The following is a 14,380-nucleotide window of genomic DNA, read 5'->3' as shown; positions in this document are numbered from 1 at the left end:
AAGGTCGACTCCGTTGGGGTGACCGGAGGGCGCATTCGGGGACTGACCCCGGATTCACGCATCCAATGCCCGTGGCCCCAAGCTTGGCGCGTCGGGGACGTCCTACATTCCGCCGAGCTGCCCGCGGTGTCCAAATCCTGAAATGCTCCGGACAGCGGATCTCCGGCGCCGACGGCTTTGCCGGTGGCACGCCTGCAAGCAACAAGGTTCCAACACCGGCCCCTCAGATTCATTCCCACCAAACCCACCAAGTGTCATAAAGGTCTCGCGCCTTCAACGCGCAATGGGGTTCGCCGGAGACCGTCGGAGGGCCCATTTCAGCCATGGAACCTGTGTTTCAAGAATTCCAGGGCAATGCCGTCTCCCCATCGGCATTGCCGCATCGAGGACGCTCGAATCCGGCCGCGCTTGGGGGGCCTATCCAAACCTGCAATGCGCCAGGGACTCAGCACCTGATCAAGTCCCGCACCCGCACTGACGCCCGCACGATGGTTCTCCGCCGGCACTACCCCGGGGAAAACACCACTTTCTCGGGAACGGTTGGCCCGCCGAGAGAGCCGGGCCATTGCGCAGGCAACACGGTGCTGTTTCGATGCGGAATAACGTCAGAACGCAGAGCCCCAACGTTCCGATCCGGGCCAGCGTTGCTCGTGCCTTCCCCTTCCCCACGCGGTCGCAATCCCGGAGCGCGACCGCCCGTGCCCGCGGTCTGACGGACGAGCCCTGCGTTCCGGGATCAACTCACAAACCGAACGTTGTTCTGCGAGCCGTAAGGATTCGGCACGCGCAACGTACATTCCGGATCATCGCGCCATTCGCCATCCACCAGGAAACGGTAATGGTAGATGCCCGGGGCCAGGGGCACCGTCACCTCCCAGACACCCCCCGGACCCTTGTGCATGGGAATGGGCGACTTTTGCCAATGGGTGAAATCGCCCACCAGCAAAACACTCAGGGCATCCGGGGCGGTGAACCGAAAGGTTTGTGGAATCCCGGCCCCGGTTTGGGCCGCCGGTGCCGAAGTTCCCGGTTCCGCCTTCTCTCGTTTTCCACCTGTCTCAGGACGTTTACGAGCCATCTTAAGTGAAACTCTACAACCAGTTCAGTCTCCGGCAAACGCGAAGGGCCCGGACCGGGTCGGGCACGCCATTCACCCGGGCCCGGTCCGGGCGCGGCACTGCCACTCATTGCTCAGAACTGATAAATGACGTTCAACGCCAGCGACACGGCATTGTTGGCGAGACCGTTCAGGAATTCCCCCCGGCTGTTCAGGTCGTGGTCCCACCGCAGTTCCAATCGACTCAGCGTGTTCGGCCACAGGGCGTACGCCAAGGTGCCGGTCAGGCCGAACAACTGGACCGGGTTCGATCCCGCATATCCGTACGCACCGGCCGAACCGGTGGCGTACTCGGCCCGTGTGCTCAGCTTGAGTTTCTCGCTGGCCTGCCACATCACATACAGGCCGGTGGCATTCTCGTACGAACCGTCGAAGAGACCGTGCGCCCGGTAATCGTACGCCGCCCCCACCGACCAACCCTCCCAGGGCAGGGGCACCGTGAGTCCGGCGAACCAGTTGATCATGTCCTTGGCCCCCTGCCGTCCGGAATCCATCGCCCCCAAATACAGCGTCGTCCCGGACAACGCCCCCCAACTTTCCGGTGCCGACAGCGCGATGGACCCGACGTAGCTCATCACCGAGTCGATGCCCGAGCGGGCGTTGATCGAATTGCTACCTCCTCCGTCCGCAACCCCTGCCGACAACGTCACACCGTCCATCAACTCGTACGACGCCAGCACGCCCGTGTGAATGATCGGCTCGATAAAATAGCCGTAGGACCGGCTGTAATTGGGGTTGTTGCCGGATTCGAAGACTTCGTGGCCCATGATGGTATCCCACACGCCCATTTTGAGGGTCAGGCCGCGGCCCACGGGGGCTCGCAAACTCACGTAGGCGTTTTTGATCGCAAAGTCTCCGGAGGCCGTGCCGAGGGTCGACAATGATCTCAGGGTATTGGCGTCGGGGCCGAACAGCAGTTGAACACGATACCCCGCGGCCCAATCGCTTTCATCCAGAGGCTTCTCCAACACCAGCGACACAACGTTCAAGTTGAATCCGTTCTGCTTGTCCGCGCCGTCGAAGGAGCGCCCCGGCAGCGCATTGGTCGAGCCGGGTCCCGGCAACCAGACGGCCGAGGTGTCCACATACCCACTGAGGGTGGTGGCCGGTAGCGCCGTCAACAACGGAGTGGCCTGCTCCTCGGCCCGTGGTGCGGCCGCAGCACTCACCACGCACAGGGCCACCAACGTTCGCGTGTACGTCTTCAGCTTCATGTTGTTCGTTCTCCGATGCTCGAGTTTGGTTTCCATGGGCCGGGCGCGCGGGTCCGGCAGGTCGGAGGAACAACGCAGACCTCCGGTCCAGCACCGGCGGCATCTTGCTTCCCTGCCGAACCACCGCGCGCCAGGCACTGCACGAGCCTCAGGAGCAGGAGGCGTGCCGCGGGTGGGCTCCACGGTGGAAGTGCCTCTGCCGCAACATGTCATGTCGGCTTCCGGCTGCAGCGGCGTTCCGGTCGGTGGCGCATTCTGCGCGGTTTGTGCAAAAGAAAACAGGGCGAATCACACAAAAGCGCCACGCCCCCGCTGGCATCCTTGGAATCCGGGCAAACTTGAAGGCGCGCGTCCACCGGGACTCCGAGGGTATCGACGCCGCCGGGCGAAACGTTGCCGGCGTCGCGTGGAAAAAGCCGCTTGCCCTTTGCGGCGGGCGTTTCCGGCGCAGGGCAAACCCTCGTTCGCGGATTTTAACCGCTTTTCTTTTTCGGGCGGTCTCATAGGCTGAACCTCGCAGAGATCGTCAGCGGTTTGCATGAATCTGGCGCTCCTTGTCGACCACAGACCCGTCGCCGCCCGCTTCACCGGCCGATTGCTGGAAAGCTGCGGATATCGAGTGGTGCTGGTACCGTCCCTCGATCGCGCCGTGGAGGAGGCGCGTCGCCATGTGCCGGGGGTGGTCCTCTGTTACGCAGACCTGGCCCGCGCCGAGAAGTTCCCGGTCCTTCGACGATTGCGACAATTGCTCGGTTCCCATGGGCGGGTGTTGCTGCTGCTGCCGGCGCCTTCCCGGGCTGCCGCGGCAGCGGCCCCGCCTGCCGGTGCCGACGATGTCCTGCGGGAACCGCTGACGCGGGAGAAGCTGCTCGCAGCGCTGCCGCCGGTGACGGCTGGCGAATCCGGATTGCCCGCGCGATTGCGTTTCTGGGGCGTGCGCGGGTCTATCCCCACGCCGGGTCGGAGCACGGTGCGGTACGGCGGCAACACCAGTTGCGTCGAGGTCCGCGCCGGCCCGGAGATTCTCATTCTGGACGCCGGCACGGGCTTGCGCATGCTGGGGCGGCACCTGCGGGAAGAGTTCGGCGACCGGCCCTTGTCGCTGACGATCCTTCTGACGCACACGCATTGGGATCACATTCAGGGATTGCCCTTTTTTGCCCCCCTGTATGAGCCGCGGCATCGCGTGCGGATTCTGGGCTGCAAGGGGGCCCGCCGCGGACTGCGCACCGTCCTCAACCACCAAATGGAAAGCCCGTTCTTCCCCGTGGGACTCCCCGACCTGCCGGCCAATGTGACCATCGAAGAGTTTCCGGGTTCGACCTTCACGCTCGGGCCGGTCCGTGTCACCGTCACTCGCGCCAATCACCCCGGCCTTTGCGTGGGTTACCGGTTGACCGTCGGGAATCGTTCGCTGGTGTATTTGCCGGACAACGAACCGCACGGGCGCAAGCACCGGTTGCAGCGGCATTCCGGCGCGCCCCCTTCTCATGACACTGCTTTCGTGGAACAAGCCGACGCCCAGCTCACCGAGTTTTGTCGAGGAGCCGAAGTGCTGATCCTGGACGCCCAGTACGACTGTCAGGAATACCAGCAGCGCGTCGGCTGGGGGCACGGCTGCGTCGACGACGCCGTCGGTCTCGCCCTGGCCGCCGGGGTTCGACGCCTCTTTCTGTTCCATCACGACCCGGACCACGACGATGCGCAGATCGACGCACTGACCGCCCATGCACGGGCCCTGGTGAAGGCTCAGGGCGGGCGACTGCACGTGGCGGCCGCGCGCGAAGGCCGGGAACTCGTGTGGGCGCCGGCGGCCGGCTTGCGTTGAGCAGCCGGGTTTCCGCTTCCCCCGGCAATTCCGGGCCCGAGCAGGCGACCGGCCGGGGCCTGTCACAAACCGGGGTTCTCCCATGGAGTCGGAGTGGCCCACCCCATTCGGGCGGCGCGAAGCGTGCCGCTGAAATTGCGGCCGGGATCGACTCGGCGAGGACGACTCCGGGGTGAATGGCACGATCGGCGGGCCTTTTTGCGTGCCCCGAGCAGCGCCGCCCATGCCATCCGGGACACGGACAGCCGTGCCAGGCCCGGGACCGTCGCACAGTCAAGGTGAGGAATTGCGCGTGAACCGCGGGAGCCGGGGTCGTGGGCCCTACCGAGAGTGTTCACGCTCCCGCGTGGTTCTGCCGGGTCTGCGAGGCATCCCCTGCCGGGCGTTGGCGTCGGCCGATGGAACGGGGAGACATTGCCGGCTCGGGCCTGGGCCGCGCTGGCCAGCCGGTTTGAAAGTGACTTTGGTGACCGGCTGCGGCATGGTGCCGGCAATTGCGAGCATGAAGAAACGGTTGGTATCACCCATATCCCGGAGCGGCCGGTTTCAAACCGGGCCCAGTGAGGAAGTGGCCCGGTTTACCCAGTCCATCAGTTTCGACCAGCGGCTCTGGGCGCAGGACATCGCCGGTTCCCTGGCCCATGCAGCCATGCTGCACAAGGTCGGCCTGCTGAGTACCCGGGAGTACCGGGCGATCCGGCGCGGGCTTCAAAGCATCGCGCAGGAAATCGCCGCCGGTCGCTTTGTTTGGAGGCCCGAGCTGGAAGACGTGCACATGAACATCGAGGCCGAGCTGACCCGTCGCGTACCGGCGGGGGCCAGACTGCACACGGGCCGATCGCGGAACGATCAGATCGCGCTCGATCTGCGCCTCTGGTTGCGCGAAGAAATTGCCGGGCTGCTCGACGATCTCCGGGCCCTCATGGGCGCCCTGGTGCGACTGGCAGAGCGAAATGCCGCAGTGCTCATCCCCGGCTACACCCATTTGCAGCGCGCCCAACCTGTCTCGGTGGCCCATCATTTGCTGGCGTACGTGGAAATGCTGGACCGCGACCGGGAGCGACTGGCCCAGTGCGCCGAGCGGCTGAACGTCTGTCCCCTGGGCGCGGGCGCGCTGGCCGGTTCCACCCTGCCTTTGGATCGCGCCTTCGTGGCGCGGGAGCTGGGTTTTGTGGATCGACGCGGCCGGCCGCGGCTGACGACCAATTCGATGGACGCCGTCAGCGATCGTGATTTCGTGGTCGAGTTCTGTGCGCATGCGGCCCTGTTGGCGGTGCATCTCTCGCGGCTGGCCGAGGACCTGATCCTCTGGAACAGCGCCGAGTTCGGGTTCATCCGCATCGGGGATGCCTACACCACCGGATCCTCGCTGATGCCGCAGAAGAAGAACCCGGACGTGGCCGAACTGATCCGGGGCAAGTCCGGTCGAGTCATCGGCAACCTCACGGCATTGCTGGTCGTGCTCAAGGGCCTTCCGCTCACGTACAATCGGGACCTGCAGGAAGACAAGGAACGGTTGTTCGACACGGCGGACACGGTCCGGGCCTGCGCGCGGCTCATGGCGGGGATGCTCGAGCAGGTCGAGTTCCAACCGGAGCGCTGTGCGGCAGCGGTGGCCGACCCGATGCTGTTGGCGACCGACCTGGCCGAGGCGCTGGTGCGGCGGGGCGTCCCGTTTCGTCAGGCGCATCACCTGGTGGGTGCGGCCGTGGCACGCGCCGAGCAGCTGGGCTGTCCCCTGGATCAAATGCCGCTGTCGGAATGGCAGGCACTCTCGCCCCTGTTCGATCCCTCGATGCTCAGGGTCTTCGAGGTCAAAGCCGCCCTGCAACGCCGCGAGCTCCCGGGCGGGCCCGGGCCCCGGGAAGTGGCCCGACAACTGAAACGATGGAAGCAACGGCTGCAATGACATCCGGTCGCACGCGCGGCTGGGCGGGCCGCGGGCAACGGCCCATTCCGTCAGCCCCGCGGGCTCTTGCTGCCCGGGGTTCCGATTTCGCCGGACCTCAACGTCCGTTTCACGCCCGTTCTCGGTCATCGTCCGTCAGTCGGGGAACTCCGGAGTCATGACGCCGCAGGCCTGGCGTTTGCTGCGTGACACGTCGCGCTCGTTCTGGCTCAGCCTCCGCGCCCTGCCGCGCCGGGTGCGCCGCTCCATTGGGCTGGCCTACCTGCTGGCGCGCAGCACCGACACCGTGGCGGATGCGACCGCCCTGCCGGTGGAGGAGCGCCTGGCGGTGCTCGATCGCATGCGGGCGCAGATCCTCGACCCGGATCAACCGCCAGCGCCGGTTCTGGAGACATGGCTGGCGGGTCAACCCCGCTCGCCGGAATGCGAGCTCCTGCGTCACTGGCCCCGGACTGTCGCCCTGCTGGGAACGCTCCCTCCCGAGGACCGCGCCGATGTCCGGAAGGTGCTCGACTGGATCCTCGCAGGCCAACGTTCGGATCTGGTGCGATTCGGCCGCATCCCGGCCGAGGGGACCGTGACGGCCCTGGAAACCGCAGCCGAGCTCGAGCACTACACGTTTTGCGTGGCCGGCTGCGTGGGAGAGTTCTGGACCCGCGTGTGTCGTCGGCACCTGTTTCCGGAGATGCCGTGGGACGAATCGGCGGTCCTGGAGCAGGCGGTGGAGTTCGGCAAGGGCCTGCAACTGGTGAACATCCTCCGCGACCTCGCGGGCGACCTGCGCCAGGGCCGCTGTTACCTGCCATTGGAGGAACTGCATCGCCTCGGTCTGCAACCGACCGATCTGAGGCAACCGGCTGTGTGGCCAAGGTTGCAGCCGCGCTACGAACAGTGGCGGCAACGGGCGTTGCGTGCGCTCACCCTGGGCTGGGACTACACCCTTCATCTGCCGCGACGGCAGGTGCGACTGCGCCTGGCCTGTGCCTGGCCGCTTCTGATTGGCGCGCGGACCCTGGTCGGACTGCAGCAGGTCAATCCCCTGGATCCCGCCCAGCGGGTGAAAGTGCCGCGGAGGGAGGTCCGGGCGTGGATTGCTCGTACGCTGCTGCTCTATCCATGGCCGGAGCGTTGGGCCCGGCTGTTCCCCCGGGCCTGTGGTTGAGGGCGAGCCGGGCGGAGGGACCGCTCGAGCCCTGAGTCGCATGGCTGCGGCCTTCTCAGGGCTGTCGCGCTCTTCAAAACAAGTCCCACTGGTCAAAAAATGCACGCTTTTTGCCAAAGCCGGTGTAGGAGCGCACTAACAGTGCCAATAAGTTGGCCGTGTCAAACGTGCGAACCGACACGGAAAAATCCACAGGCGCACCGGAACCCGCACCCGCGGCGGCTCCCTCGGCTTCGCGGGGCACGACCCTGTCGCCCGAGACGGCCTTTGGCGCGCCCCGGGATTTTTTGGACAACCGGTTCGTGTACGTTGTGATTTCCCCGCGGGCCCGGGGATTGTCGGTCGGGATCAACATGAATCCCGACAAACGGTGCAACTTCGACTGCCTGTATTGCGAGGTGCAGCGGAACGTTCCGCCGCGGGAGACGCATCTGGACGTGCGCGTGATGGCGGCGGAGCTGCAGCGTACGCTGGACCGGGTCCGCAGCGGCCAGTTGCGCGATCGGCCCCTGTACCGGGGCTTGCCCCCCGAACTGCTGGAGCTCAAGCACGTGGCCCTCAGCGGGGATGGCGAACCCACCCTTTGTCCCAACTTCGCCGAGGCGGTCGAGGAGGTCGTTCACATCCGGGCCCTGCGCGAGTTCTTCAAATTGGTGCTGATCACCAACGCCACCGAGCTGGACCGACCCGAGGTCCAGGCCGGGCTGCGCCACTTCACCCGCAGTGACGAAATCTGGGCCAAGCTGGACGGGGGCACGCAGGCCTATCTGGACAAGGTCAGCAACGTGCATGTCCCCCTGGAGAAGATCCTGCACAACATCCTGACCCTCGGACGACAACGGCCCATCATCATCCAGAGCCTGTTCCCCTCCATTCGCGGAGAGGAGCCGCCCGAGGAGGAAATCCTGGCCTTTGCCCACCGCCTGCGGGAACTGAAACAGGCGGGCGCTCAAATCGAGTTGGTGCAGATTTATTCGGCAACGCGACCTTCGCCCAAATCGGATTACGGACACCTGCCGCTGCGCTCGCTGTCCCGGATCGCCCAGACCGTTCGCGTCGTGGCCGGTTTGAAGGCAGAGGTTTTCTAAACATCCTCCGGCCGCATTGGCCGACATCAGCCGCCGGGCTGGGCGCGCCGGACCTTCGCCACGAACCTTTCGTTCAGCCGATGCCGGCACGTTCCCGGACCCCGCGGAGCCGGGCGCGGCCACCGCGCTCTCCACGGACCCCGTCGGAGACCTCACCGGCACAGCCGCGAAGATGCTTTTCGGCTGTTGAGCGCGTGGGGTCGCGCTAGATTGGCGCCGCATGGACGCGTTGGTGGCACTGGATACGGCGCTGTTCCGGCTGGTGTATGAACATCTGCGGAACCCGTTCTTCGACTGGCTCATGCCGATCCTGAGCGGGCACCCGCTGTTTTATCCGGCCGTCATCCTCCTGGCGGCGTGCATGCTTTGGAGAGGCGGTCGCCGGGCGCGTCTTTGTCTTCTGATGCTGTTGCTGTTGCTGCCCGCCGGAGACGGTTTGGTCTGCAACACGATCAAAAAGGCCGTCGGCCGCCCTCGTCCGTTCGCAGCGCTCGAAGGCGTTGAATCCCGCGTGGGCAGTGGACAAAACCGCGGCAAGAGCATGCCGTCCGGCCACGCGTTCAACTGGTTCGCGGCAGCAACGATCCTGGCACTGTACTATCGCCGCAGTTGGCGGTTCATGGTGCCCCTGGCGTCGGCGGTGGCGTTTTCCCGGGTGTACAACGGCGTGCATTATCCCTCCGACGTGTTGGCCGGCGCGATCCTGGGCAGCGGGTATGCGCTGGCCGGCCTGTGGGCGGCCGGTGAAGTATGGGACCGCATCGGTCGGCGCTGGTTTCCGCTCTGGTACGCGCGATGTCCGCGTCTGATTCCGCCCTGGCCCGAGACCGGTCCACCGGATTCCGCGGCGACGGCGGAGACGGACGCGACCCGTGCGACGACCGAAGAACTCCAGTGGCGGCGCGCCGGCTACCTGTTGATCGCCGCACTCCTGCTGGGGCGCTGGGCGTATGTCGCCAGCGACCTGATCCAGCTTTCCGAAGACGAGGCGTATCAGTGGCTCTGGTCGAAACGACCCGCGCTGGGGTACTACAGCAAACCGCCCTGGATCGCCTGGAGCCACTGGGCCAGCACGGCCCTCTGGGGAGACACGCAGTTCGGGGTTCGGTTTTTCGCCCCCCTGATTGGAGCGGTGCTGGGGTGGACGTTGCTCCGGTTTTTGTCGGGCTGGATCGGGGCCCGCGGCGCGGTTCTGTTCCTGCTCATGGTGGCCACCACGCCCCTGTTGGCCGTGGGAAGCACCCTGATGACCGTGGATCCGTGGAACGTGCTGTTTTGGACCCTGGCCATGGTGGCCGGCTGGCGCGCGACCGGGCCGGAGGGCCGCACCCGCGACTGGCTCTGGGTCGGGTTCTGGATGGGCCTGGGGAGCCTGAGCAAGTACACCGCCCTGTTGCAGTGGCTGTGCTGGGCAGTGTGGTTCGCGTTGTGGCCCGCGGCCCGGCAGCATCTGCGCCGGCCCGGACCGTATCTTGCGCTGCTGATCAATCTGATCTGTCTGCTGCCGCCCCTGCTCTGGAACTGGCAGCACGGCTGGGTCACGGCCCAACACGTGGCCCAGGACGCCAACCTGGGACAGCCCTGGCGCCCGACCCTGCGTTACCTCGGGGAGTTTCTGGCCGGAGAAGCGGCCTTGTGGAACCCGGTTTGGTTTGGCGCCATGGTGACGGCCGTGATCGGTACACTGCGCCACCTGCGCACGGATTCGCGGCTCCTGTACACCCTCAGCATGGGCCTGCCGGTGTTTCTGGTGTACCTGCTGTGGACGCTGCATTCGCGCGTCATGCTGAACTGGATTGCCCCGTCCATCCTCCCGCTGCTGTGTCTGACGGCGGTGTACTGGCAGGAACGGCGGAACCAATGGCGGCCCTGGCATCGGCGCGCTTACGCGGTGGGATTGGCCCTCGGCCTTCTGATGCTGGTGCCCATGCACGACAGCCGCCTGCTCCAGCGCGCCACGGGGGTGGTCCTGCCCCAAAACCTCGACCCGCTGCATCGCGTGCGCGGTTGGAAGGAAACCGCCGCGCTGGCTGCGGAGGCCCGACGCAAGTTGTTGGCCGAGGGTCGGCCGGTCCTGATCATCGGCGACCACTACGGCATCACCAGCCTGATGACGTTTTACCTGCCCGAGGCCCGCGCCGGGTTGCCGGAGGATCCCCTGGTGTTCTGCCTGCCGTCGCCCCGGCCGAAAAACCAGTTTTATTTCTGGCCCGGCTACAGCAATCGGAAAGGGGTCCACGCCGTCTTTGTGCGGCGCCTGAAGTCTCCGGTGCGATTCAAGGAGTGGATTCGCCGGCCGTTCGATCCGTCCCTGCGCTGGGAAGCCCCGCAGCCGCAACCTCCTCCGGACACCCTGCTCGCCCAATTCGAGGAGGTTGAGAGTCTGGGCGTGTTCCCGGCGGTGTGGCGCGGCCAACCCCAGCAATGGGTCCAGTTGTATGCGTGTCGGTCCCTGCGTTGATACTGCGCCGGCCGACGCCGGGGTGGCCGAGCGCTTTTGGGCCGTGGCCGATTACGACCTGGACAGCACGCTCGGCTGTGGCCAGGCCTTCCGCTGGCGCCGTCGCGGTTCGAGCTGGGAAGGCGTGGTCGCGGGCCGATGGGTCGAATTACGACAGGTTCCCGGAGGGGTGCACGCGCGCGTCGCGGCGCCTGTGGCCGACTGGGACTGGCTGGTCGACTATCTCCGACTGAAGGTGCCGCTGGAATCGGTGTTGGCGACCTTTCCCACGGAGCCCGAGTTGCAAGCGGCGATCCGCCGTTGGCGCGGACTGCGTGTGCTCCGACAACCCGCCTGGGAATGTCTGGCCTCGTTTCTCCTCTCCACCAGCAAACGCATTGCGCAGATCCAACAGGTGATCGAGCGGCTGTGTCAGAGGTGGGGAGACCCGGTGTCGGTGCCGCCGGATCACCCGCCGGCCTGGAGCTTTCCGGGACCGGACCGACTGGCTGGCGCGGGTGAAAACGAGCTGCGCCGGTGTGGCATGGGTTTCCGCGCGCCCTACCTGATCGCCGCGGCCCGGGCGGTGGTCGAAGGACGATTGGATTTGGACGCGCTGAGGCGGGGTTCCTACGCCGGGGCTCGCGCGGCCCTGATGGCGCTGCCGGGCGTGGGCCCCAAGGTGGCCGACTGCGTTTGTTTGTTCGGCTTGGGCTTCCTGGAGGCCTTTCCCGTGGACACATGGGTGGCGCGTGCGCTCCGGGAGCGCTACTTCCGCGGCCGACGCGTTTCGCCGGAACGACTGGCCGAGTTCGGTCGGCGCCACTTCGGCCCGTACGCGGGCTATGCGCAGCAGTATCTGTTTCACGATCGCCGACTGCGCGCGCAGCGGCGGCCCGCGGAAGACATTGGGACGCCCGCGGCCCGGTCCGGCCGCCCATCCCTGCCACCGGGGATCGCAGCCTGAGGCCGGCCCGGCGGCCTCCTCAAATCTCCAAAAACTTGCCCGGGTTCAGAATCCCTTTCGGGTCCAACGCCCGTTTGATTCGCCGGTGCAGTTCGACCACCTCGGGGGGGGCGGCCAGCGGCCACCATCGTTGCTTGGCCAGGCCGATGCCGTGTTCGCCGGTGATGGCACCACCCCAGGCCAGCACCTGGCGGAACAATTCGTCCAGCGCCGCATCGGCGCGTTCCCGCGCCCCGGGTTGGTTGAAGTCCACCATGAGATTGGTGTGGATGTTGCCGTCCCCGGCGTGTCCGAAGCAGGCCACCGGGATGCAGTATTTCTTTTGCAGCCGGGCGGCGAAGTCGAACAAATCCTCCAACCGACTGCGCGGCACCACGATATCTTCGTTGAGCTTGGTCAGGCCGGTATCCCGCAGGGCATAGGAGAACTCGCGTCGGATCTGCCAGACCTCTTCACAGGCCTCGGCCCCCAGGCCAACCTGAATGAACCGCGGCCGGTGCGCGCGCACGATCTGTCGGACCTGCCGCACCTCGCCGCGGACGGACCGTTCCTGGCCGTCCAGCTCCACGATGAGATGGGCGCGACAGCCCCGGAGTCGTTCACTGCGGGTCCGGCGCCAGGCCGCTTCCAACGTAAAGGCATCGGCCAGCTCGAGGGCCGAGGGCAGGAACCCCGCCTCCAAGATGGCATGCAGGGCGCGGACTGCATCCCGCATCTCCGAAAACCCGACCGCCAGATTGGCCCGGAACGGCGGCAGCGGGAGGAGCTTCAACGTGGCCTCGGTCACGATGCCCAACAAGCCCTCGGACCCGACAAAGAGCCGATGCAGATCGAACCCGGTCTTGTTCTTGTGCGTCCGGCCGCCCAGTCGCACCACGGTGCCGTCGGCCAGAACCACTTCCAACCCCAGGACGTAATCCCGGGTGACGCCGTATTTGAGGCAGCGCGGTCCGCCGGCGTTGGTGATGATGTTGCCGCCGATGGTGTTGTCGGCACGGCTGGCCGGGTCCGGGGGATAAAACAGACCCCGTTTCTCCACCTCGGCCTGCAGATGCGCGGTGATCACTCCGGCCTGAACCACGGCCACGAAATCCCGGGGATGGATCTCCCGGATGCGATTCATGCGCACCAGCGACAACACAATGCCGCCGCGGACCGGCACGCACCCGCCCACGTAGCCGTGACCCGCGCCCCGGGCGGTCACCGGGATCCCGTGCTCGCTGGCAAAGCGAAGCGTGCGCGCCACCGTGGCCGTGCTGCGGGCCAGCACCACCGCGTCCGGTCGGTGCGCCGCAAACCATTTGTCGCCGGCATGAGCCTCGAGTGTGGCCGGATCCACCCGCACCTCGCCGCGCGGGAGTAATTGGACCAGCTGCGACACCCACTCAGGCGGACCCGGGTTCGTCCGGGCCCGGCGTGGCGGTTCGAAGGAATTGGCGGACTTCATGGGCTTCGGATTCGGGAACTTGCACCAGGATGCCTCCGGCGGCCAACGCGTATCCACCCAGGCTCAGCGCCGCGTCCTCGTGCACGACCTGCGGGTGAAACCCCGCAGTCTCCAGCCGCGACCGCAGCAGGTGGGCCTCGGCCGGGTTCAACAGGGTGGCGATGGTGACCAGTCTCATGCGCGGGAATTCCCCGGCGCGGGGGATTCGGAGAACACCTCGGCAAAAATCAGCACGCCGGCCCCGGTCTGGAGGGAGCTTTGCACCTGCACCATGACCTCCTGGCCCACCAGGTGTTGCGCGTGGTTGACCACGACCATGGTGCCGTCGGGCAGGTAACCGATGCCCTGATGTTTTTCCTTGCCCTCCCGCACGATGCGCAACCGGATGGTTTCGCCGGGCAGGAGCACCGTGCGCAGACACCGGGCCAGCTCGTGGAGGTTCACGCAGGGCACGTTTTGCAGTTCGGCGACGCGAACCAGGTTGGCGTCGTTGGTGAACAGACGGGCGTTGAGGTTGCGCGCCAGCCGGATGAGTTTGTTGTCCACGCCCGTCTCGTCGGGAAAATCCGCGTCATGGATGCGGACCTCGGCCCGTTTGGAGCGTTGGATGCGATTGAGAATCTCCAGGCCGCGGCGGCCGCGCGCCCGTTTGACGGGGTCGGCCGAGTCGGCCAACTGATGCAGTTCGCGCAGCACGAACCGGGGGACCACCACGGTGCCCTGGAGAAAGTTGGCCTCCAGCAACTCGGCAATCCGGCCGTCGATGATCACACTGGTGTCGAGCAGGATCAAACTGTCGGGCGCCTGGCGGGGCGTGAACCGCACGTAGGGAATGATCAGCGAGAAATCCTCCTTGTTGCTGCGCATGGCCAGCACCATGCCGATGTATCCAAAGGCCAGGAACAACCCCAACCGCACCTGCCAGCGGGTGGTGGGATCGGCGTTGTCGAACAGTCCCGAATGATCGATGAGCTGGGCCACCACCATGCCCAGGATCAGCCCGAAGGTCACCGCGGAAAACGCCCGCAACGAAAAGCCCTTCAGCATCTCGTCCACCGCAATCAACAGCCCGCCGAATCCGAAGCCCAGCAACAGGCCCAGCCACGGATGTCCCGCGTACTCGGGTCGCAACTGACTGATGGCGTAACCGGCCGTGGTACAGAGCCCCAGGAAGAAAATGCGGATGATCCAGAGGGTCATGACGAGGT

The 14,380-nt window shown here is 66.2% G+C and carries 11 protein-coding genes; 6 read left to right on the top strand and 5 right to left on the bottom strand.

The window, feature by feature from the left end:
- Window positions 1-736: 736 nt before the first annotated feature.
- Both ACPDIT_RS11925 and ACPDIT_RS11920 read right to left on the bottom strand, forming a co-directional pair.
- Window positions 737-1,078: a glycogen-binding domain-containing protein gene (locus ACPDIT_RS11925; RefSeq protein ID WP_423443756.1), complete on the bottom strand. Its 342-nt coding sequence runs from the start codon at window positions 1,076-1,078 to the stop codon at window positions 737-739.
- A gap of 113 nt (window positions 1,079-1,191) precedes the next feature.
- Window positions 1,192-2,331, bottom strand: a complete 1,140-nt coding sequence (locus tag ACPDIT_RS11920) for an outer membrane beta-barrel protein (RefSeq protein WP_423443754.1) — start codon at window positions 2,329-2,331, stop codon at window positions 1,192-1,194.
- 538 nt (window positions 2,332-2,869) lie between these two features.
- On the opposite strand from ACPDIT_RS11920, the gene ACPDIT_RS11915 reads away from it, so the two are divergent.
- The 6 genes from ACPDIT_RS11915 (at window position 2,870) to ACPDIT_RS11890 (ending at window position 11,725) form a co-directional block, all read left to right on the top strand.
- Window positions 2,870-4,159, top strand: coding sequence for an MBL fold metallo-hydrolase (locus ACPDIT_RS11915; protein WP_423443752.1), 1,290 nt, complete (start codon window positions 2,870-2,872; stop codon window positions 4,157-4,159).
- 502 nt (window positions 4,160-4,661) lie between these two features.
- A complete protein-coding gene (gene argH / locus ACPDIT_RS11910) occupies window positions 4,662-6,068 on the top strand; it encodes an argininosuccinate lyase (RefSeq protein WP_423443750.1) in 1,407 nt (468 codons plus the stop codon).
- A 157-nt stretch (window positions 6,069-6,225) separates the two neighbouring features.
- The gene (locus ACPDIT_RS11905) at window positions 6,226-7,230 is read left to right on the top strand and encodes a phytoene/squalene synthase family protein (protein ID WP_423443748.1); all 1,005 of its coding nucleotides are present in this window, start codon (window positions 6,226-6,228) and stop codon (window positions 7,228-7,230) included.
- 158 nt (window positions 7,231-7,388) lie between these two features.
- The gene (locus ACPDIT_RS11900; RefSeq protein WP_423443746.1) at window positions 7,389-8,318 is read left to right on the top strand and encodes a radical SAM protein; all 930 of its coding nucleotides are present in this window, start codon (window positions 7,389-7,391) and stop codon (window positions 8,316-8,318) included.
- A gap of 220 nt (window positions 8,319-8,538) precedes the next feature.
- Window positions 8,539-10,779: a phosphatase PAP2 family protein gene (locus tag ACPDIT_RS11895; RefSeq protein WP_423443744.1), complete on the top strand. Its 2,241-nt coding sequence runs from the start codon at window positions 8,539-8,541 to the stop codon at window positions 10,777-10,779.
- Complete coding sequence (locus ACPDIT_RS11890; RefSeq protein ID WP_423443742.1) at window positions 10,757-11,725, top strand: DNA-3-methyladenine glycosylase family protein; 969 nt, start codon at window positions 10,757-10,759, stop codon at window positions 11,723-11,725. Before ACPDIT_RS11895 ends, ACPDIT_RS11890 begins: the two co-directional genes overlap by 23 nt.
- Before the next feature lie 19 nt (window positions 11,726-11,744).
- Here ACPDIT_RS11890 and ACPDIT_RS11885 read toward each other — a convergent pair whose 3' ends face one another.
- From ACPDIT_RS11885 to ACPDIT_RS11875, 3 genes are read right to left on the bottom strand one after another with little or no spacing between them, the layout of a single operon-like run.
- The gene (locus ACPDIT_RS11885) at window positions 11,745-13,106 is read right to left on the bottom strand and encodes an FAD-binding oxidoreductase (RefSeq protein WP_423443740.1); all 1,362 of its coding nucleotides are present in this window, start codon (window positions 13,104-13,106) and stop codon (window positions 11,745-11,747) included.
- 4 nt (window positions 13,107-13,110) lie between these two features.
- Entirely contained in the window at window positions 13,111-13,350 is a 240-nt protein-coding gene (locus tag ACPDIT_RS11880) for a hypothetical protein (protein WP_423443738.1), read from the bottom strand.
- Window positions 13,347-14,372 (bottom strand): PIN/TRAM domain-containing protein, encoded by a 1,026-nt coding sequence (locus ACPDIT_RS11875; RefSeq protein ID WP_423443737.1) that lies wholly within the window; start codon window positions 14,370-14,372, stop codon window positions 13,347-13,349. The genes ACPDIT_RS11880 and ACPDIT_RS11875 overlap by 4 nt, the downstream gene beginning before the upstream one ends.
- Between the last annotated feature and the right edge of the window lie 8 nt (window positions 14,373-14,380).

Source organism: Limisphaera sp. VF-2 (assembly GCF_049537125.1).
GTDB lineage: Bacteria > Verrucomicrobiota > Verrucomicrobiia > Limisphaerales > Limisphaeraceae > Limisphaera.
The sequence above is the reverse complement of the archived record's forward strand: the minus strand, read 5'-3'. Positions and strand labels throughout refer to the sequence as shown.